A 19,243-nucleotide genomic window follows, 5' to 3' on the forward strand; every position below is an offset into this window, starting at 1 on the left:
GCCGCGTCCGGGAGACGGGGCCCGGGTCCGGGGCGGACCGGGCCGGGGCCCGGTCGGGCTCCCCCGCGGGCCGCCGGGCGCTCAGCCCGGCGGCCCGTCCGGGTCAGGCGCCCGGAGGGAAGGGGCTCGTCCCGGCCGCCACACGGAGCACCGCGACCTCCCTCGGGCCCAGGACCAGTCCGCCGTCGTCGGCCGGGGCGGGCCCGGTCAGGGCCTCGCCGGTGACCGCGTCGAAGGCGACCGGCTCGTCCGTGCGGTTGACGAGGAACCAGTAGGCGTGGGTGCCGTCGGTCCGCACCACGGGCTCCACCCGCCCCCGCGCGGCGGCGGGCAGTTCGCCGCGCACACCGGCGCCGGACAGCAGGCCGTCCAGCACCTCGGCCAGCCCGTGGGCGCCCAGCCGGGTGGAGACGTAGGCGGCCGAGCCGCCGTCGGGCAGGGCGCGCCGGGTGAGGGCCGGGCGTCCTGCCTGGTCGCCGGTCTCGTAGCGCGCGAGCACGGTGACCTCGGGGTCGGTCACGTCGATCCGGTCGGTCCACAGCGTGCCGCGCAGGCCGTTGTCGAGCCGTACGTCCGTGCCGTCCAGCAGGGGGCCGAACTCCTCGACGCGGATGCCCAGCAGCCCGCGCAGCGCTCCCGGGTACCCGCCGAGGTGGACGTGGTCGTTCTCGTCCACGATGCCGGAGTAGTACGTGGTGGCGAGGTGGCCGCCGCCCCGCACATAGGCGTCCAGCCGGTCGGCGAGGGGCCGGGGGACGACGTGCAGGACGGGGGCGGCGACGAAGTCGTACCCGGTGAGGTCGGCCGAGGCCGTGACGACGTCCACCCGGACGCCCAGGGCGAGGAAGGCGGAGTACCAGTCGAGGATCTCCTGCCGGTAGCGCAGCAGGGAGGAGGGCTGGGAGTCGCGCTCGACGGCCCACCAGGACTCCCAGTCGTACACCAGGGCCGCGCGCGCCGGTTCGCGTACGGAGCCGGTGACGGGCGTGAGGTCGCTCAGGGTGCGGCCGAGGGCGGCCACCGCGCGGAACACCTCGCTGTCCGGACCGGCGTGGGGCACCATCGCGGAGTGGTACTTCTCGGCGCCTGCGGCGGACTGGCGCCACTGGAAGAAGCAGACGGCGTCGGCCCCGTGGGCGACGTGGACGAGGGAGTCGCGGGCCATCTCGCCGGGGCGCTTCGCGACGTTGACGGGCTGCCAGTTGACCGCGCTGGTCGAGTGCTCCATCAGGAACCACGGCCTGCCGCCCGCGATGGAGTGCGTGAGGGCGGCGGAGAGGGACAGCTCGTCCAGGCGCTGCGGGCCGGGGTGCGCGTAGTGGTCGTTGGAGACGAAGTCGATCTCGTCGGCCCACTCGGGGTAGTTCATGCCCTTGGTCTCCCCCATCACCATGAAGTTGGTGGTGGCGGGGACGTCGGGGGTGATGCGGCGCAGGACCTCGCGTTCGGCGCGGAGGTAGTCCTTCAGCGCGTCGGACGAGAACCGCTTGAAGTCGAGCTGCTGGGTCGGGTTGGCGTGGCTGGCGGCCAGACGCGGGGGCTGGATCTGCTCCCACGCGCCGTAGTGCTGCGACCAGAAGGAGGTCGCCCAGGCCCGGTTGAGCTCGTCCAGGGTGCCGTAGCGGGCGCGCAGCCAGTCGCGGAAGGCCTGGGCGGCGTCGTCGGAGTAGTCGTAGATGTTGTGGCAGCCGAGCTCGTTGGAGATGTGCCAGGCGACCAGGGCGGGGTGGTCCGCGTAGCGGGTGGCCATGGCCTCCACGAGCCGCAGGGCGTGCTTGCGGAAGACCGGCGAGGTGGGCCGCCAGTGCTGGCGCGCGCCCTGCGAGAGGGTCTCGCCGGTGCGGGTGACCGGCAGGATCTCCGGGTGCAGAGTGGTGAGCCAGGGCGGCGGGGAGGCCGTGGCGGTGGCGAGGTCCACCGCGATCCCGTTGTCGTGCAGCAGGTCGAGCACCTCGTCCAGCCAGTCGAAGTCCCAGCGGTCCTCGGCCGGCTGGAGGCGGGCCCAGGAGAAGATGGCGACCGAGACGATGGTGACCCCGGCCTCACGCATCAGCCGGACGTCTTCCTTCCACACCTCGCGCGGCCACTGCTCCGGGTTGTAGTCGGCCCCGTAGGCGAAGCGCGCGGGGCGGTCGTCGGAGGTCGGGCGCAGCCAGTGGCGCTCGGAGGCGGGGGTCATGATGATCCTTTCGGATACGGGGAGTTGCGGGTACGGCACAGGGCGGCCGCCCGTCGGACGGGCGGCCGCCCTGTGCCGGTTCAGTGGCGCGTCGTCACTTGTTGACGTCGAAGCCCTGTTCCGTGCCGTAGTCGACGGCGGCCTTCTGCCAGGCCTTCAGGCCGTCGGCGAGCTTGGTGTCGGAGACGTAGGCCTTGCCGACGGAGTCGTTGAAGACGGAGTTGGCGTACACCTGGTAAGGCAGGTACGACCAGTCCTCGGGCACCTGGCTGGCCGAGCGGGCGAAGATCTCGTTCGCCTTCTGGCCGCCGAAGTACGGGAAGGTCTGCTCCAGGAACGTCGGGGAGGACAGGTCGGCCGTGGTGGCCGGGAAGGCGCCTCCCTCAAGGCGGGCCTGGACGCCCTCCGAGTGGTTGGCGTACTCGTTGAACGCGTACGCCAGGTCCTTGTTCTTGCTCGCCTTCATCACCGCGAGGGAGCTGCCGCCGTTCTCGGAGCTGACCTCCTGGCCCTTCTTCCACTGCGGGAGGGCGGCCGCGCGCCAGTCACCGGAGGCCCCTTCCACGCCGGAGACGAAGTTGGCGGGCATCCAGGCGCCGGTGGCGAGGGTGGCGATGGTGCCGTCCGCCAGGCCCTTGTACCACTCGTCGCTCCAGGAGCTGATGGGGGCCAGCAGCTTCTCGTCGATGAGCTTCTGCCAGACCTTGGTGAAGGCGACGACACCCTTGTCGTTGGTGAGGTCGACCGTCACGTTGGTGTCGCGGGTCTTGAACGGGGTCCCGCCGGCCTGCCAGATCATGCTGGTCGTGAAGCCCGCGTCACCGGTGTCGTTGGCGATGTAGGCCTTGGGGTCGGCGGCGTGCAGGGCACGGGCCGCCTCCAGGTACTCGTCCCAGGTGGTGGGCGTGGCGATCTGGTGCTTGTCGAGCACCTTCTTGTTGTAGAAGAGCGCCATCGGACCGGAGTCCATGGGCAGCGCGTAGACGGCGTCGTCGACGGTGACCGCGTTCCACGGGCCCGGCGAGTAGGCGTCCTTGAACTTGTCCGCACCGTAACGGCTCAGGTCCTCCAGGGACTTGCCGAGGGCGAACTGGCCCAGCGCGTAGTACTCGACCTGGGCGACGTCCGGCACGCCGGCCCCGGCCTGCACGGCGTTCTGCAGGGCGGTGTACTGGTCGTTGCCGGTACCGGCGTTGACCAGCTTCACCTTGACCTTGGGGTACTCCTTCTGGAAGTCGCTGACGACCTGCTTCAGCGTCGGCTCCCAGGCCCACACCGTGATCGAGCCGCCCTCACGCAGGGCCGCCCGGAGATCACCGCCCGATACGGCCTTGTCCGAACCGGAATCGTCGGAGGACCCGCACGCGGTGAGGCTCAACGCGGCCGCGCACAGCAGGCCGACGCCACGCATCGCGCGTCTGGTCATGGTTCTCATATCGTCTTCACTCCGTTGTGGTGAGGGTGGTTCACGAGCCGTCGAGCGTCCGCACGCGGGGTGCGGAGGGTGGAGAGGGTGGGGCGCCGCGCCGGATCGGGGGCCGGGGTAAGCCGGTCCCGGAGCGCGGAGTTCGGAGGGCCGGAGCGGCCGGGGAGACGGTCAACCCTTGACACTTCCCGCGGCGAGGCCTGACTGCCAGTAGCGCTGGAGGAGCAGGAAGGCGGCGACCAGGGGCACGATGGTCAGCAGGGCGCCCGTGATGACCAGGTTGAAGACCGGTTGGCCGCCCGCGGTGGACGCCTGCTGGTTCCAGGCGTTCAGGCCGAGGGTCAGCGGGTACCAGTCCGGGTCCTTGATCATGATCAGGGGCAGGAAGTAGTTGTTCCAGGTCTGCACCATGGTGAAGAGCAGCACGGTGACGATGCCCGGGGTCAGCAGCGGGAGCGCGACCTGGAAGAAGGTACGCAGCTCTCCGGAGCCGTCGACCCGGGCCGCTTCGAGGAGTTCGGTGGGAACGGCCTCGGCGGCGAACACCCACATGAGGTAGAGGCCGAACGGCGAGATGAGGGACGGGATGATGACGGCCCACGGCGTGTTGGTGAGGCCCATCTTGCTGAACATCAGGAAGGTGGGGACCGCCAGCGCGGTCGCGGGGACGGCCACCGCGCCGATGACGGTGGCGAAGACGGCCCGCTTGCCGGTGAAGTCGAACTTGGCGAGGCCGTAGCCGCCGAGGACCGCGAGGAAGGTGGCTCCGCCGGCGCCGACGACCACGTACAGCAGGGTGTTGAGGAACCAGCGGACGAAGATGCCGTCGTCGTAGGTCAGCGTCTGGGAGATGTTGTCCCAGAGGGCGAAGTCCCCGCTGAACCAGAGGCCGAAGGAGTCGAGGAGGTTCTTCTGCGTCTTGGTGGCGTTGATGACGAGCCAGGCCAGCGGCAGCAGCGCGTACAGGGCGGTCAGGCCCATGAGCACCGTGAGCACGACGCTGCGGCGCGGCCGGTCGGCCGTACGGCGCCGGCGCGGGGCCCGGCGTGACGCCGGGGCGCGGTGGTTGGTACGCCGGGACCTCGGCGGGGCGGTGAACGGGGGTGCGCTCATCGTTCACGCCTCCTTTCGCATGCCGCGCAGCTGGACCGCGTAGGCGATGATCATCGTGACGACGCCCATGACGAGGGAGACCGTGGCCGCGTAGTTCTGCTGCCGACCGGAGAAGGACAGCGTGAAGGTGTAGAGGTTGGGGGTGAAGTAGGTCGTGATGGCGTTGGGCGCCAGGCTCTGCAGGATGCTGGGCTCGTTGAACAGCTGGAAGCTGCCGATCACCGAGAAGATCGTCGCGATGACCAGGGCGCCGCGGATGGCGGGGATCTTCACGGCGGCGATGATCCGCCACTGTCCGGCGCCGTCGATCTCGGCGGCCTCGTAGAGGGACTTGGGGACGACCCGCAGGGCCGAGTAGAAGATCAGCATGTTGTAGCCGATGAACTCCCAGGTGACGATGTTGCCGATGCTGGCCAGCACCAGGGAGGGCGAGAGCGGGTCGGGCAGGCTCACACCGAGGGCGTCGTTGATGTTCCCCACGAGTCCGAACCGGGTGCCGTAGATGAAGCCCCACATCAGCGTGGCGACGACGGCGGGGACCGCGTACGGCAGGAAGACGGAGATCCGGAAGAAGCTCTTGCCGTAGAGCCGGCCGCTGTCGAGGGCGAGGGCCACGAGCAGGGCGAGCCCGAGCATGACGGGCACCTGGACCGCGAGGAACACCGCGACCCGGCCGAGGGCCGACCAGAACTGGTCGTCCTCGAAGGCCCGCTGGAAGTTGTCCAGGCCGACGAACGACGTACCGCCGACCAACTGGTCGCGGAAGAAGCTCAGATACAGCGAGTAGCATATCGGTGCGAGGAAGACCAGCGCGAACACGGCCATGAACGGGCCGACGAAGAGCCACCCCACCCGTCCGCGCCGGGTGCGGGAACGTCCCGCTGGTGGGCGGCGTCCGGTCGAGAGCGGCGTAGCGGCCGTCATGGGTACTCCTACTGGTCCGGCGTTGAGCATGGCCCCGGCCGGAGGGAGACACCGGACATCGTGGAGGCGCTGTGCTTGAGAACCGATGTTTACGTAAACAGCAATCGGTGAGGTGATGTTTACACGCCCGCTCCACGCACCGTCAAGGCGACGATTCCTCCCTCACACCGACGAGTTACGCCTCCCGCTCCCTCACCTGGGGCCCTGCGGAAGGACGCCCTCCGCGAAGGCGCCCGGGGCGGTCCGCACCCCGCGTCCGATAGTGGTAGAAATGCCGGAGGTCCGAGCCCTCGGCCGGCACGCGATCCGATCCGTACCCCCGAGCGGGGACGGACGGGAACCGCTCGGAACACCCGGACAGCACCGTGGCGGACGACGGCCCGGTGACCGCGACAACGCCCTGACCGCACGGCGAAAGGCTCGCTTCACCACGACGGAGGCAGACGAAGTGCACGGACAGGAACACGCCATGGAACGACCGTCCCGCAGGGAGGCATCCATGGCGGACGTCGCGCGTCTGGCCGGAGTCTCCTCGCAGACGGTCTCCCGCGTGTCCAACGGCCATCCCATGGTCTCCGAGGAGACCCGCCGCCGCGTCCTGTCCGCCATGAAGGAGCTGAACTACCGGCCCAACAGTGCCGCGCGCGCCCTCAAGAGCGGGAAGTTCCGCACCTTGGGCGTCGTCCTGTTCACCCTGGCCACCACGGGCAACGTCCGTACGCTGGAAGCCATTTCGGTCTCCGCGGCGGACGCGGGGTACGGCATCACCCTGCTGCCCGTCTCGACACCGACCAGCACCGGGGTCCGGGGAGCCGTCACCGTGCTCGGTGAGCAGGTCGTGGACGGTATGATCGTGATCATGGAAGTCCGGCTCCTGGACGCCGCCATCTCCCTGCCGCCGCACACCCATGTCGTGGTGGCCGATTCCGACGCCGGCGACCGCTACAGCGTCGTGGACACCGACCAGTCCGGGGGCGCCAGGGCGGCCGTGCGGCATCTGCTCGACCTCGGTCACCGCAGCGTGGCGCACGTCGCCGGTCCGGCGGAGTCGTTCGCCGCGCAGCGCCGCGCCGAGGCGTGGCGGCAGACCCTGGTGGAAGCGGGGCGGCCCGTCCCGCCGGTGCTCTCCGGCGACTGGTCGGCGGCCTCGGGGTACGAAGCGGGTCTCGCCCTGGCGGCCGATCCCGACTGCACCGCGGTCTTCGCGGCCAACGACCAGATGGCGCTGGGCGTGCTGCGGGCGCTGCACGAGCGGGGCCGGCGTGTGCCCGAGGACGTCAGTGTCGTCGGGTTCGACGACATAGCCGACTCCGCCTCGTTCTTTCCCCCGCTGACCACCGTTCACCAGGACTTCGGCGAGATCGGGCGGCTGTGCGTGGACGGTGTCCTGCGGCAGATCCGCAACGAGACGGCCGAGCGCGGCACCACCCTGGTCCCGACCCGGCTGGTCGTCCGGGCGAGTACGGGTCCGCCGCCACCCGCCTGAGCCCGCGGTGGCGGCCCTCGTGACAGCCCGCTGTGGCGGCCGCCCTTCAGGACGTGTCAGGGCGTCCTCCCTCCCTGACACGCCACCTGGCGACGCGCTGTGACGGCCTGTCAGGCCCCTCCGGATCATGACGCCTCGTCAGGCCTTCTCGACCTCCAGGAGTTCCGGCTTGTCGGCCAGCGAGGCGAGACGTCCGAGGGGATCGGCGATCAGCTTGCGGGCCAACAGGTCGAGCACGCCACCGACCGCGCCGATCTCCGCGGCCACCGTGCCGTCCTCCTTGGTGACCCGCTGACGGATCTCGAAGACCTTGCCCGTACCCCGGACGAAGGCGCAGCTCACCCGCACCCGCTCGCCGCCGCGCAGCTCCCGCCGGTACTTCACCGTCACCTCCAGCTGCACGGGCCCGATTCCGGCGGCGAGCATCTTCTCCTGGGGCACCCCGGCCGCCCGCAGCAGCTCCCACCGGGCGTGTTCGGCGTACTGGAGGTAGACGGCCTGGTTGAGATGGCCCTGGGTGTCGAGTTCGTATCCGCGCACCGTGACATCGGTGAAGTAGGTCATGCACCCCCGAACACCGGCGAGCGCTCCGTCATTCCGGGCCCGAGCGCCGGGACCCCGGCCCGGCCGCCCCGTCCGCACCTCTTTACGGAACTGTCATGCACCGGTAACTTCCTGGCTGCAAGAGATTGCAGCAAGGTTCTGACAGGCGTTGCCGACGGCTCGCGCCGCCGCGCGACGCCTGCCGGAACGCACCGCTCGCCCGAACCCAGAGGCGCGTCCGGGTTCTCCGGCGGGATCCACGCGGCCGCTCGCCGCGGCCGCGTCACCGGCTCCGCGGTCCACCCGCCCGCGGCCCTCCCCCTGGAGTGACACGCATGAGACGCATCCGCCCACGCCTGCCAAGACGCCTCGCGGTGGCCCTGGCGGCGGCGGTGACCCTGGGGCTGCTCACCTCGGCCCCCGAGGCGCCCCGTACGGAGACGGCCGTGCCCACGGCCGCCTCGGAGTCCACCGCCACCGTCTTCTACTGGACGAAGACCAAGAACTGGCCGGCGTACAACCTGCATTACGCCCCGGACGGCGGTTCCTGGACCACCGTGCCCGGCACCGCGATGGAGGCCGCCTGCACCGACTGGGTGAAACGGACGGTCAGCCTGGGCGGCGCGTCCGGCCTGGCGGCGACGTTCAACGACGGATCCGGTGTCTGGGACAACAACGCCGGGCAGAACTACGCGCTGGGCACCGGCACCATCACCGTCAAGGACGGTGTGGTGGCCCACAGCGACCCCTGCGCGGACACCGGTACGGACCCCTCCCCCGGCGAGGGACACACCGCCGAGGTCTACTACTCCACCGCGACGGTCGGCTGGACGACCACCAATCTGCACTACCGGCCCGCGGACGGCGTGTGGACCACGGTGCCCGGGGTCGGCATGGAACCGGCCTGCACCGGATGGGCGCGCGCCTCGGTGGACCTCGGCGCGGCGGCCTCGATGCAGGCGGCGTTCAACAACGGCAACGGGGTGTGGGACAACAACAACGGCGGCGACTACACACTCCCCGCCGGACGCACCACGGTGAAGGACCGGAAGGTCGCCGCCGGCGCCCCGGACCCCTGCGCGGCCGAGGAACCCGACACCGCGGCGCCGACCGCCCCGACGAAGGTCACCGCCACCGCCGACGGGGTGTCCGCCGTGGTGACCTGGGAACCCTCCACCGACGACCGTGGAGTGACGAAGTATCAGGTGACGCGGACCGGCGGCACCAAGGGCACCGTGGTCACCGACGTCGGCTCCACGGTGTTCTCGGACACCGGGCTGGAGCCGAAGACCACCTACAGCTGGACGGTCCGGGCCGTGGACGCGGCCGGGAACGTCTCGGCGGCCTCGGCGGCGGCCACCGCGACCACCGGTGAGCGGCCGACGGCCCCCGCCACCGGGAAGCCGCTGGGCACCGATCCCCGTAAGGACCCGATCTACTTCGTGCTGACCGCCCGTTTCGCCGACGGCGACAGCTCCAACAACCGGGGCGGCAACCAGCACGAGACGTCGGGCAACGCCGCGAACGACGACCCCATGTTCCGGGGCGACTTCAAGGGCCTGATCCAGAAGCTCGACTACATCAAGGGCCTGGGCATGTCGGCCGTCTGGATCACCCCGGTGGTGCTGAACCGGTCGGACTACGACTACCACGGCTACCACGGCTACGACTTCTACGAGGTGGACCACCGCCTGGAGTCCGCCGGGGCCTCGTACCAGGACCTGATCGACGCGGCCCACGCCAAGGGCATGAAGATCTACCAGGACGTCGTCTACAACCACTCCTCGCGCTGGGGCGCCAAGGGCCTGTTCACGCCCACGGTGTACGGGGTCCGCGACGCGCAGTGGAGCTGGTACTACGACGAGCGGAACGAGGGCTTCGCGTACGACGGCCTGACCGTCGAGCCCAAGTCCGGCAAGTCCTACTACAACGGCGACCTCTGGTCCACCGCCGAGCCCTCCGGCAACACCTGTGTCGGCTGGGGCACCCCGACCGGGTCCACCTCCCCGGAGGGGTACCGGATCTACAACTGCCAGTGGCCCTCCCCCACGTCGGGCATGTTCCCCAAAGCGCTCTACCACAACTGCTGGATCGGCAACTGGGAGGGTGAGGACTCCCGTTCCTGCTGGCTGCACGACGACCTCGCCGACTTCGACACCGAGAACGCCCAGGTCCAGAACTACCTGATCGGCGCCTACGACAAGTACATCGACATGGGCGTCGACGGCTTCCGGGTCGACACCGCCGTACACATCCCGCGCACCACCTGGAACCGCCGCTTCCTGCCCGCGATCCAGGAGCGCGTCACCCAGCGGTTCGGCGCGGAGGCCGCGGAGAACTTCTTCGTCTTCGGTGAGGTCGCCGCCTTCGTCAACGACAAGTGGAACCGGGGCTCGGTCAACCACTCCGCGCAGTTCTACACCTGGAAGGAGCGTGGGGAGTACAGCGCGGACGACGAGAAGGCCGCCCTGGAGATGTACGACGACGAGCAGCAGCGGGGCACCGGCTCCCAGCCGACCTCCACCAACGCCTTCCTGGACGGCAACAGGTACCACACCCCGGACCACAGCCGCTTCTCCGGGATGAACGTCATCGACATGCGGATGCACATGAACTTCGGTGACGCGGACAACGCCTACCACAACGGCAAGGACTCCGACGACAGTTACAACGACGCCACCTACAACGTCGTGTACGTCGACAGCCATGACTACGGGCCCAACAAGAGCAGCGAGCGGTACGCGGGCGGCACCGACGCCTGGGCCGAGAACATGTCGCTGATGTGGACGTTCCGGGGCATCCCCACGCTCTACTACGGCTCCGAGATCGAGTTCCAGGCCGGCAAGCGGATCGACTGCGGGCCCTCCTGCCCGCTGGCCTCGACCGGGCGCGCGTACTTCGGGGACCACCTCGCCGGGGACGTGAAGGCCTCCGACTTCGGGACGGTCGACTCCGCGTCCGGCGCGGTCGCCGCCACCCTGACGAAGCCGCTGGTCAAGCATGTGCAGCGGCTCAACCAGATCCGCCGCGCGGTGCCGGCCCTCCAGATGGGCCAGTACTCCACCGAGGGCATCAGCGGCTCGATGGCGTACAAGCGCCGCTACACCGACGCGGCGAGCGGCACCGACAGCTTCGCGCTGGTGACGGTCAGCGGCGGGGCCACCTACACGGGCATCCCGGACGGCAGGTACACGGACGCCGTCACCGGGGACACCCAGGTGGTGACCGGGGGCAAGCTCACCGTCGCGGCGCCGGGCAAGGGCAATCTGCGGGTGTACGTCCTGGACCTGGGCGGTAAGAACGCCGCGCCGGGGAAGATCGGGACAGCGGGTCCCTACCTGAAGTAGGCCTGGGGCGGGGCGGGGCCGGGACACGCCGTGCGGCGTGTCCCGGCCCCGCCCTTCGCCATGCCGTGTCCTGCCGGGTCCTGCCGTGAAGTGCCGTGCCGTCCCGTGGTCAGGCCAGCACGAGCAGATCCATCCAACTGGTGGCCGGCTCGCGCGGGTCGGCCGCCACGGCGCGGCGCAGCCGCTCCAGGCCCCGCGCGTAGGCCTCGTCCGGCAGGGCCCGCAGTTTGGAGTCGGCGTCGCGCCGCAGCCGGCCGGCGTACGCGGCGAGGGTGGGGGCCGACTCCTGGGGCAGGGAGCGCAGCAGCACGGTGCGGCCGAAGCCGGCGTCGGCGAAGACCTCGGTCACCCGCCCGAGTCCGGGGTAGTCGTCGATGCCCCGGGCGGTCTCGGGGAAGAAGCGGACCCGCAGGTCACGCTCGCAGCGTCCGGGGAAGGTGTTACGGATGAGGACGGGGGCGCCGGGTCTGAGGGCGCGGCGCAGTTCACGGGCGGCCGCCGCCGGATCGGTCAGGTGGTGCAGGACCGAGCCGAGCCAGGCGGCGTCCGCGCTCGCGTCGGGGACCGGCAGGGCCTCGGCGCGCCCGTCGAGGGCCTCGATCCCGTCCCCGGCCGGGATGAGGGCGCGCATCGCGGCGGCCGGTTCCACGGCGAGCACCCGTACGCCGAACCAGTCCCGGAAGGCCGTGGCGAATCCTCCGGTCCCCGCGCCGACGTCCAGGACGGTCATGCCGGGGCGCAGCCCCGCGGTCCCGGCGATCGTCTCCCGCCAGGCCGTGAGCCCCTCCCGGGGGATCTCACGGGCGGCCCGGTAGTCGGCGGCGGCCTGGGCGTCGTACGCGGTCGGTGCCATGGGGTGCCTCCTGGGGCCTTCGGCGCTCGGCGGACGGGCCCCGCACGGTGTCGCACGCGGCGGGGCGGCGGCGCGCGGGTCCCGCCCGGGGCGCCGTCAGCGTACCCGCGCCGAGCCCCCCGCCCCGGGGTGCGGGGCGGGAGCGGCGGTGGCGCCCCTTCAGCCGCGCGCGCTCGGCGGCGGGAAGCGCAACTCGGTGCGGCTGATGGCCTGTTCGCCGGGGCGCAGCACAGTGCCGGGGAAGTCGGGACGGTTGGGGGCGTCGGGCAGGTGCTGGGTCTCCAGACACACCGACCCGTGGCGTTCGTGGCGTCGGCCGGTGGCGTCGGTGAACCGGCCGTCCAACTGGTTGGCCGTGTACACCTGGATGCCCGGCCGGGTCGTCCACACCTCCAGGACGCGGCCCCCGTCCGGCGCGGTGAGCCGGGCGGCGCGCCGCGGTGCGCCGTCCGGCGCCTCCCGCAGCACCCAGCAGTGGTCGAAGCCGCCCGCCGCGCGCAGCTGCGGGTCGTCCAGGCCGAGGCGTTCCCCGAGGACCCGGGGTTCGGTGAGGTCGAAGGGGGTGCCCTTGACGTCGGCGGCGGGTCCGAGCGGGATGCCGCCGCCGTCCACGGGCAGATAGGCGTCGGCGTCGACCTCCAGGCGGTGGCCGAGGACGTCGCCCTGACCCGCCAGGTCGAAGTAGGCGTGGTTGGTGAGGTTGAGGACGGTGGGGCGGTCGGTGACGGAGACGTAGTCGATGGCGAGGGTGCCGGCGGTGTCCAGGGTGTAGGTGACGGTGGTGTCCAGCGCTCCGGGGAAGCCCATGTCGCCGTCGGGGCTGTGCAGGGTGAGCCGGACGGACGCCGTGTCGTCGGTACGGCCCCCGGCCGCCTCCCAGACCTTGGTGTGGAACCCGCCGGGCCCGCCGTGCAGGGCGTGGCCCCGGTCGTTGGCGGGGACGCGGTGGCCGGTGCCGTCCAGGGTGAAGCGGCCGTGCGCGATGCGGTTGGCGTAACGCCCGACGACCGCCCCGAAGTAGGGGTGTTCGGCGGTGTAGTCGTCGATGCCGGCGAGCGACCGTACGACGGGGACGGCGGCTCCGGAGGCGTCGGGGACGGTGAGGCGGTGCAGGGTGGCGCCGTAGGTCAGTACCTCGGCTCGCACGCCCGTTCCGCTGTCGAGGGTCCACCGGTGGGTCTCGGTGCCGTGGGCGGGGCCGAAGGGGGCGCGGTGCACGGTGGGGCGCGGCATCAGTGGTCCTCGGGGTGGCCGGAGTCGGACCCGGGTGTGGTGGATTCGCGGACGACCAGGCGGTATCCGGGGCGTGGCCGGCGTGGTTCGGCGACAGCCTCGCCGGAGAGCCGTGCGACGAGGCTGTCCACGGCGAGGCGGGCGATGGCCGCCTTGTCCGGGGCGATGGTGGTGAGCGTGGTGGTGGTGTAGCGGCTCTCCTCGATGTCGTCGAAGCCGACGACGGCGATGTCCTCGGGGATGCGCAGTCCGCGTTCGGTGAGGGTCCGCATCGCGCCGATGGCGATGAGGTCGTTGTACGCGAACACGGCGTCGGGCCGGACGCCCCGGTCCAGCAGGGCGGCCATGGCGGTGGCGCCGTCCTCGCGGCCGTAGCCGTCGGTGACGACCACCAGGGACTCGTCGGGTGCGATCCCGGCGGCGGCGAGCTCCTCGCGCCAGCCCCGCAACCGCAGGTGCGCGGGCTGGCGTTCGCGGCCGGTGCGCGAGCCGAGGAAGGCGATGTGCCGGTGGCCGAGGCCGAGCAGATGGCGTACGGCCTCGCGGGCGGCGGCCACGTTGTCGATGGCGATGTGGTCGTAGGGGGCTTCGTACTCGCGCTCGCCGAGCAGGACCAGCGGTGCCGTCTCGGTGCGGGCCATGAGGTCCTCGGTCTCCAGGTGGATCGGGCTGAGGATGAGCCCGTCGATCACATGGGACCGGAAGCCCTGGCTGACCAGGAGCTCCTTCTCGCGCAGGCCGGCGGTGTGGTCGACCAGGACGGTGTAGTCGTGGCGGGCGGCCGCGTCCACGACCTCACCGGCGAGTTCGGCGAAGTACGGGTTGCCGAACTCGGGCACCGCGAGGGCGATGATGCCGGTGCGGCCCTTGCGCAGGTGGCGTGCGGTGAGGTTCGGCCGGTAACCGAGGTCGTCGATGGCCTGCTGGACCCTGGCACGCATGGCCGGGGTGACGTGCTGGTAGTTGTTGACCACGTTCGACACGGTCTTGATGGACACGCCCGCCCGTTGCGCAACGTCCTTGAGGCTGACGCCCACGGCACTCCTTGGTTCGGCTTGACTCGGTGGTTCGGCTCGGCACGGCGCTCCCTCGTCAGGTCGTTCTCCGACTGCGCGCCAGGTAGCGCTGGGCCACCACGACAACGATAAGGAAGCCTCCGCTGACGACCGACTGGTACGAGGAGTTGAGCGAGCCGATCTGGTTGATCAGGTTCTGGATGACGGCCAGCAGCAGGACGCCCCAGAGGGTGCCGCTGACCGAGCCCGCGCCGCCGATCAGGAGCGTGCCGCCGATGACGACGGCGGAGATCGCGTCCAGCTCCATGCCGACGCCGACGATGGTGACGCCGGAGGACAGCCGGGCCGCGTTGAGGGCGCCGGCGAGGCCGGCCAGCAGACCGCTGAGGGTGTAGACGAGGATCTTGGTCCGGGCGACGGGCAGGCCCATCAGGGTGGCCGCGTCGCCGCTGCCACCGACGGCGAAGAGCGTCTGCCCGAACGAGGTGCGTTGCAGGACGAGTCCGCCCGCCCCGAACAGCACCAGGGCGACAAGGAGCGGGTAGCCGAAGCCCCAGACGCTTCCCTGGCCCAGCTCGCCGAAGGCGGAGTCCTTGGGGACCAGGTAGGTGGTGGCGCCCTCGTCGGTGAGGGCGAGGAGCAGGCCGCGGGCGCCCAGCAGGGTGGCGAGGGTGATGATGAAGGGCGCCATGGTGCCCCGGGCGATCAGCAGCCCGTTCAGCAGGCCGATCGCGCCGCAGACCGCGAGGGGGACGAGCAGCGCCGGCAGGAAGCCGTACTGCGAGGCCCAGGCGGCGAGTACCCCGCCGAGGGCGAAGACCGAGCCCACCGAGAGGTCGATGCCGCCGGTGATGATGACCAGGGTCATGCCGAGGGCGACGACGGCGAGGAAGGAGGCCTGGATGGTGATGCCGCGGGCGTTGTCCAGGGAGGCGAACGTCGGATAGATGAAGGAGGCGGCGATCACCACGGTCAGCAGGACCGCCAGCACGCCCTGGCGCTGGAGGAGTTCGGCGGCGCGCTGCCCGGCGGTGGGGCGGGGGGCGTCCGCGGGGCGGGGCGGGGGTCCGTCCGGCCGCGCGGCCGGGGTGCGCGGGGCCGGGGTCCGGACGGCGGGGGCGGGTGTGGTTTCGTTCATCGGGACCGACGCTCCCGGGCGACGTAGACGGCGGCGACGATGATGGCCGCCTGGGCGATCTGTGCGGTGGAGTCGGGCAGGTCGTGCTTGACGAGGGTGGCGCGCAGCAACTGCATCAGCAGGGCGCCGGCCACGGTGCCCAGGACGCGGACGGAACCGCCGCTGAGCGGGGTGCCGCCGACAACAACGGCGGTGATGGCGGACAGCTCCATCAGGGTGCCCAGCGAGGACGGGTCGCTCGCGGTGAGCCGCGCGGTGGCGAGGATGCCGGCGAGTGCGGCGAAGACGCCGCAGAGCACGTACACGCCGATGAGGACGCGCTTGACGGGCAGTCCGGCCAGCGCGGCGGCCGAGCGGTTGCCGCCGACGGCGACGATCTGCCGTCCGAACGTGGTGCGCCGCACCAGGAAGGCGACGGCGAGCGCGAGCAGTCCGGCGATCCAGACGACCAGCGGGACGCCGAGGAAGGAGCCGGTGCCGAGCGAGAGCAGGTCGGGGTTGACGATCTGCTTGAGCTGGCCGTCGGCCACGACCAGGGCCAGTCCGCGCCCGCCGACGAAGAGGGCGAGCGTGGCCACGATGGGTTGCAGCCCGATGAGGGAGACCAGGGCGCCGTTGACCGCTCCGACGACCGCGCCCGCCAGGAGCGCGACGACCAGGGCGGGCACCAGGCCGTATCCGAGGTAGAGCGGGAGGAAGGCGGCGGCGAGCGCCATGGTCGAGCCGACGGACAGGTCCACGCCCTCGGTGCCGATGACCAGGGCCATGCCGAGGGCCACGATGACGATGGGGGCGACCTGGACGAGCTGGGTGCGGAAGTTGTCGGCGGTCATGAAGTGGTCGGTGAACAGGGCGTTGAAGAGCAGCAGCGCCGCGACGGCCACGTAGACGCCGTACTCCTGGTACCAGGCGGGGTCGCGCAGCCGGGCGAGCGGGGAGGCGGGGCGGTCGGGCCCGGCCGGGTCCGCGGGCTGTGCGGGGCCCCGGGACGGGGTGACGGCGGCCTGGGTCATCGGGGGTCCTCCTGAGCGGCCGGGGCGTCGTCCCGCCGCGCGGGTACGGGGTCGTCTCCCGGCCCGGACGCGGGGGCGGCCTCGGGGACGGGAGCGTGGTCGGCGCCGGGGGCCGGGGCGGTGTCCGGAGCGGGAGCGGCGTCCGGGGTGTGGCCGGGGGCCGGGGCGGTGTCCGGAGCCGGGGTGTGGCCGGGGGCCGGGGCGTGGTCGGCGAGCACTTCGAGCAGCCGGCTCTCGTCCACCTCGTCGCCCACCAGTTCGCCCGCGACGGCCCCGCCGCGCAGGACCACGATGCGGTCGGCGCCCTCGATCAGCTCCTCGATGTCGGAGGAGATGAGCAGCACCGCCAGTCCCTCCCCGGCCAGGTCGTCGATGAGCCGCTGGACCTCGGCCTTGGCCCCGACGTCGATGCCCCGGGTGGGCTCGTCCAGCAGCAGCACCTTGGGTTCGAGACAGAGCCAGCGGGCGAGGAGCACCTTCTGCTGGTTGCCGCCGGAGAGTTCGCCGACCTTCTGCTCGGGGCTGGAGGCCTTGATCCGCAGGCGCTTCATGAAGATGTCGACGATCCGGTCCTGCCGGGCCCGTGAGACGACCCCGGCCCGGGACAGCCGTGGCATCGCGGCCAGCACGATGTTCTCGCGTACGGAGAGTCCGGGCACGATGCCCTCGGCCTTGCGGTCCTCGGGCAGCAGGCTGATGCCGGCCCGGATCGCGGCGGCCGGGGTGAGGCGCTTCAACGGGTGTCCGTCGACGGTGAGTTCACCCGCGTCCAGCGGCAGCGCGCCGGACAGGGCCTTCGCGGTCTCGCTGCGCCCGGACCCGAGGAGGCCGCCGAGGCCGAGCACCTCGCCCGCGTACAGCGACAGGGACACGTCGTGCAGCCGGTGGCGGCTGGAGAGCGCCCCGGCGGTGAGCACCGGGGTACGGGCCGCCTCGTGGCCCTCGGCGGCGAAGCTGGTGGCGCCGGAGCGGCGGACCTCGGCCAGGTCGCGGCCGAGCATCATCGACACGAGCCGCATCCGGTCGAGGTCCGCGAGGTCGCCGGTGTGGATGTGCCGGCCGTCGCGGAGCACGGTCACGCGTTCGCAGACGCGGTAGAGCTCGTCCATGCGGTGGCTGACGTAGAGCACGGCGATGCCCTGGCCGCGCAGGTTCTCGATGACCCGGAAGAGGGTCTCCACCTCGCGTGGTTCCAGCGAGGAGGTGGGTTCGTCCATGATGACGACCTGGGCGTTGACCGAGACGGCCCGCGCCAGGGCGACCATCTGCTGGGTGCCGATCCCGAGGGTGTGCAGGGGGCGCCGGGGGTCCACGCGTACGCCGAAGCCGTCGAGGAGTTCGCCCGCCTCCCGGTGCATCCGGGTGAAGTCGATGAGGCCGAGGCGGTTCTTGGGTTCGCGGCCCAGGAAGATGTTGCGTGCGGCGCTCATCAGGGGGACGAGGTTGACCTCCTGGTAGATGGTGGAGATCCCGGCCTGCTGGGCCTCGAACGGCCGGGCGAACCGCACCGGCCGGCCCGCCATCCGCAGCTCTCCCCCGTCCGGCCGGTACACGCCGGTCAGTACCTTGATGAGGGTGGACTTGCCCGCGCCGTTCTCGCCGACCAGCGCATGGGTCTCACCCGGGCGCAGGGAGAAGGAGACGCCGTCGAGGGCGACGACCCCGGGGAAGCGCTTGCTCACCGCGCGGGCTTCGAGCACGGCGGAGGGCTCGGGCCCGGCGGCCGCCTCCGGGGCCTGGGGTACTGCTTCGGGTGGTGCCATGAGGGGTCTCGGCCTTCCGCTGTTCCACTGTTCGAAGGGGCGGGCGGCCCGGGGGCCGCCGCGGTCCGGTGCGGGCCGCGGCGGCCGGGGCCGTCGGTGGGTCGGGGAGGGTCAGAACGCCCCGCCGAGCGATTCCTTGGCGTTGGTCTCGTCGTACGCGCGGTCGGTGATGATGACGTTCTCGGGGATCTCCTCACCGGCGTAGAACTTCTGCGCGGTGGCGAAGGCCAGCGGGCCGAAGCGCGGGTTGGACTCGATCACCGCGTTGTACTCGCCGTTGACCAGGGCCTGCACGGCGTTGCGGGTGCCGTCGACCGAGACGACCTTGACGTCCTTGCCCGGCTTCTTGCCGGCGGCCTTGATCGCCGTGACGGCACCGAGGCCCATCTCGTCGTTCTCCGCGTAGACGGCGTCGATGCCGGGCTTGGACTGGATGAGCTGCTCCATGACCTGCTGGCCCTTGTCGCGGGCGAACTCGCCGGTCTGCTGGGCGACGATCTCGATGCCGGGGGCCTCCGCCTTGATCTGGTCGACGAATCCCTTGGTGCGGTCGGTGGTGACGTTGTTGCCGGAGGCGCCGAGGAGGATGGCGACCTTGGCCTTGCCGCCCGTCGCCTTGATCATCGCGTCGGCGGCGCGCTTGCCCTGCTCGACGAAGTCGGAGCCGAGGAAGGCCACATAGTCCTGGCAGGCGGCGGAGTTGACCTTGCGGTCGATGGTGAGGACCGGGACCTTCTTGGCGGCGGCGGCCTTCAGGGCCGGCTCCAGGCCGTCGGAGTTGAGCGGCGCGACGATCAGGAACTGGGCGCCCTGGGACAGCATGTCCTGGATGTCGCTGATCTGCTTGGACAGCTGCGACTGGGCGTTGGTGGTGAGCAGCTTCTTGACACCGACCTTCTTCGCCTCGTCCTTGATGGACTGGGTCTCGGCGATGCGGAAGGGGTTGGCCTCCTTCTCCGACTGGGAGAAGCCGACCACCGCGTCCTTGAGGTCCAGTTTCGGCGCGCCGTAGGTCGTCAGCGAGCAACCGGAACCGGAGCTGGACTCGGGGGACTCGGCCGCCTGGGCCCCCTGGCCGCTGTCACCGCCCGCGGTGTCCGTGGTCTCCGACTTGGAGCAGCCGGAGGCGGCCAGCGTGGCGGTGACGGCGAGCAGGCAGGCCGCGGCGAGGGTACGGGATCGACGCTGGGTCATCATGCGCGGGACGCT

At 71.4% G+C, this 19,243-nt stretch carries 14 protein-coding genes; 2 read left to right on the forward strand and 12 right to left on the reverse strand.

Annotated features, from left to right (window positions below; all coding sequences use genetic code 11):
• Nucleotides 1-103 precede the first annotated feature (103 nt).
• From B9S64_RS00895 to B9S64_RS00910, 4 genes are all read right to left on the reverse strand, one after another.
• Nucleotides 104-2,179, reverse strand: a complete 2,076-nt coding sequence (locus B9S64_RS00895; protein WP_109491934.1) for a beta-galactosidase — start codon at nucleotides 2,177-2,179, stop codon at nucleotides 104-106.
• A gap of 94 nt (nucleotides 2,180-2,273) precedes the next feature.
• Nucleotides 2,274-3,614 (reverse strand): sugar ABC transporter substrate-binding protein, encoded by a 1,341-nt coding sequence (locus B9S64_RS00900; RefSeq protein WP_103488382.1) that lies wholly within the window; start codon nucleotides 3,612-3,614, stop codon nucleotides 2,274-2,276.
• A 162-nt stretch (nucleotides 3,615-3,776) separates the two neighbouring features.
• Complete coding sequence (locus B9S64_RS00905) at nucleotides 3,777-4,718, reverse strand: carbohydrate ABC transporter permease (protein ID WP_028441876.1); 942 nt, start codon at nucleotides 4,716-4,718, stop codon at nucleotides 3,777-3,779.
• Between the two features lie 3 nt (nucleotides 4,719-4,721).
• The gene (locus B9S64_RS00910) at nucleotides 4,722-5,642 is read right to left on the reverse strand and encodes a carbohydrate ABC transporter permease (RefSeq protein ID WP_103488383.1); all 921 of its coding nucleotides are present in this window, start codon (nucleotides 5,640-5,642) and stop codon (nucleotides 4,722-4,724) included.
• A 469-nt stretch (nucleotides 5,643-6,111) separates the two neighbouring features.
• Between B9S64_RS00910 and B9S64_RS00915 the strand changes: the two genes are divergently transcribed.
• On the forward strand, nucleotides 6,112-7,128 hold the full coding sequence (locus B9S64_RS00915; RefSeq protein WP_103488387.1) for a LacI family DNA-binding transcriptional regulator: 1,017 nt from the start codon (nucleotides 6,112-6,114) through the stop codon (nucleotides 7,126-7,128).
• Between the two features lie 138 nt (nucleotides 7,129-7,266).
• Here B9S64_RS00915 and B9S64_RS00920 read toward each other — a convergent pair whose 3' ends face one another.
• On the reverse strand, nucleotides 7,267-7,692 hold the full coding sequence (locus B9S64_RS00920; RefSeq protein WP_103488384.1) for a thioesterase family protein: 426 nt from the start codon (nucleotides 7,690-7,692) through the stop codon (nucleotides 7,267-7,269).
• Between the two features lie 314 nt (nucleotides 7,693-8,006).
• On the opposite strand from B9S64_RS00920, the gene B9S64_RS00925 reads away from it, so the two are divergent.
• Nucleotides 8,007-11,018 (forward strand): carbohydrate binding domain-containing protein, encoded by a 3,012-nt coding sequence (locus B9S64_RS00925; protein ID WP_103488385.1) that lies wholly within the window; start codon nucleotides 8,007-8,009, stop codon nucleotides 11,016-11,018.
• A gap of 109 nt (nucleotides 11,019-11,127) precedes the next feature.
• Here the strand turns inward: B9S64_RS00925 and B9S64_RS00930 are convergent, their stop codons facing one another.
• The 7 genes from B9S64_RS00930 to B9S64_RS00960 all read right to left on the reverse strand — a co-directional run bounded on the left by B9S64_RS00930 (nucleotide 11,128) and on the right by B9S64_RS00960 (nucleotide 19,231).
• Nucleotides 11,128-11,871, reverse strand: coding sequence for a class I SAM-dependent methyltransferase (locus tag B9S64_RS00930; RefSeq protein WP_103488386.1), 744 nt, complete (start codon nucleotides 11,869-11,871; stop codon nucleotides 11,128-11,130).
• A gap of 159 nt (nucleotides 11,872-12,030) precedes the next feature.
• On the reverse strand, nucleotides 12,031-13,104 hold the full coding sequence (locus tag B9S64_RS00935; RefSeq protein ID WP_109491935.1) for an aldose epimerase family protein: 1,074 nt from the start codon (nucleotides 13,102-13,104) through the stop codon (nucleotides 12,031-12,033).
• Entirely contained in the window at nucleotides 13,104-14,141 is a 1,038-nt protein-coding gene (locus B9S64_RS00940; RefSeq protein WP_103489819.1) for a LacI family DNA-binding transcriptional regulator, read from the reverse strand. The genes B9S64_RS00935 and B9S64_RS00940 overlap by 1 nt, the downstream gene beginning before the upstream one ends.
• A gap of 55 nt (nucleotides 14,142-14,196) precedes the next feature.
• Nucleotides 14,197-15,258: an ABC transporter permease gene (locus B9S64_RS00945; protein WP_109491936.1), complete on the reverse strand. Its 1,062-nt coding sequence runs from the start codon at nucleotides 15,256-15,258 to the stop codon at nucleotides 14,197-14,199.
• Nucleotides 15,255-16,271 carry an ABC transporter permease gene (locus B9S64_RS00950; protein WP_258317458.1) on the reverse strand — a complete coding sequence of 339 codons (1,017 nt, stop codon included), beginning with the start codon at nucleotides 16,269-16,271 and terminating at the stop codon, nucleotides 15,255-15,257. Before B9S64_RS00950 ends, B9S64_RS00945 begins: the two co-directional genes overlap by 4 nt.
• Nucleotides 16,268-18,034: a sugar ABC transporter ATP-binding protein gene (locus tag B9S64_RS00955; RefSeq protein WP_103490863.1), complete on the reverse strand. Its 1,767-nt coding sequence runs from the start codon at nucleotides 18,032-18,034 to the stop codon at nucleotides 16,268-16,270. Before B9S64_RS00955 ends, B9S64_RS00950 begins: the two co-directional genes overlap by 4 nt.
• A gap of 111 nt (nucleotides 18,035-18,145) precedes the next feature.
• Complete coding sequence (locus B9S64_RS00960; protein WP_103490862.1) at nucleotides 18,146-19,231, reverse strand: ABC transporter substrate-binding protein; 1,086 nt, start codon at nucleotides 19,229-19,231, stop codon at nucleotides 18,146-18,148.
• Nucleotides 19,232-19,243: the final 12 nt, after the last annotated feature.

Source organism: Streptomyces sp. SM18, from assembly GCF_002910775.2.
Lineage (GTDB): Bacteria > Actinomycetota > Actinomycetes > Streptomycetales > Streptomycetaceae > Streptomyces > Streptomyces halstedii.

Excerpts from the sequence above, each read along its gene's own strand:
- B9S64_RS00895 (WP_109491934.1), bottom strand. The coding sequence starts at position 2,179 with ATGACCCCCGCCTCCGAGCGCCACTGGCTGCGCCCGACCTCCGACGAC.
- B9S64_RS00900 (WP_103488382.1), bottom strand. The coding sequence starts at position 3,614 with ATGAGAACCATGACCAGACGCGCGATGCGTGGCGTCGGCCTGCTGTGC.
- B9S64_RS00905 (WP_028441876.1), bottom strand. The coding sequence starts at position 4,718 with ATGAGCGCACCCCCGTTCACCGCCCCGCCGAGGTCCCGGCGTACCAAC.
- B9S64_RS00910 (WP_103488383.1), bottom strand. The coding sequence starts at position 5,642 with ATGACGGCCGCTACGCCGCTCTCGACCGGACGCCGCCCACCAGCGGGA.
- B9S64_RS00915 (WP_103488387.1), top strand. The coding sequence starts at position 6,112 with ATGGAACGACCGTCCCGCAGGGAGGCATCCATGGCGGACGTCGCGCGT.
- B9S64_RS00920 (WP_103488384.1), bottom strand. The coding sequence starts at position 7,692 with ATGACCTACTTCACCGATGTCACGGTGCGCGGATACGAACTCGACACC.
- B9S64_RS00925 (WP_103488385.1), top strand. The coding sequence starts at position 8,007 with ATGAGACGCATCCGCCCACGCCTGCCAAGACGCCTCGCGGTGGCCCTG.
- B9S64_RS00930 (WP_103488386.1), bottom strand. The coding sequence starts at position 11,871 with ATGGCACCGACCGCGTACGACGCCCAGGCCGCCGCCGACTACCGGGCC.
- B9S64_RS00935 (WP_109491935.1), bottom strand. The coding sequence starts at position 13,104 with ATGCCGCGCCCCACCGTGCACCGCGCCCCCTTCGGCCCCGCCCACGGC.
- B9S64_RS00945 (WP_109491936.1), bottom strand. The coding sequence starts at position 15,258 with ATGAACGAAACCACACCCGCCCCCGCCGTCCGGACCCCGGCCCCGCGC.
- B9S64_RS00950 (WP_258317458.1), bottom strand. The coding sequence starts at position 16,271 with ATGACCCAGGCCGCCGTCACCCCGTCCCGGGGCCCCGCACAGCCCGCG.
- B9S64_RS00955 (WP_103490863.1), bottom strand. The coding sequence starts at position 18,034 with ATGGCACCACCCGAAGCAGTACCCCAGGCCCCGGAGGCGGCCGCCGGG.
- B9S64_RS00960 (WP_103490862.1), bottom strand. The coding sequence starts at position 19,231 with ATGATGACCCAGCGTCGATCCCGTACCCTCGCCGCGGCCTGCCTGCTC.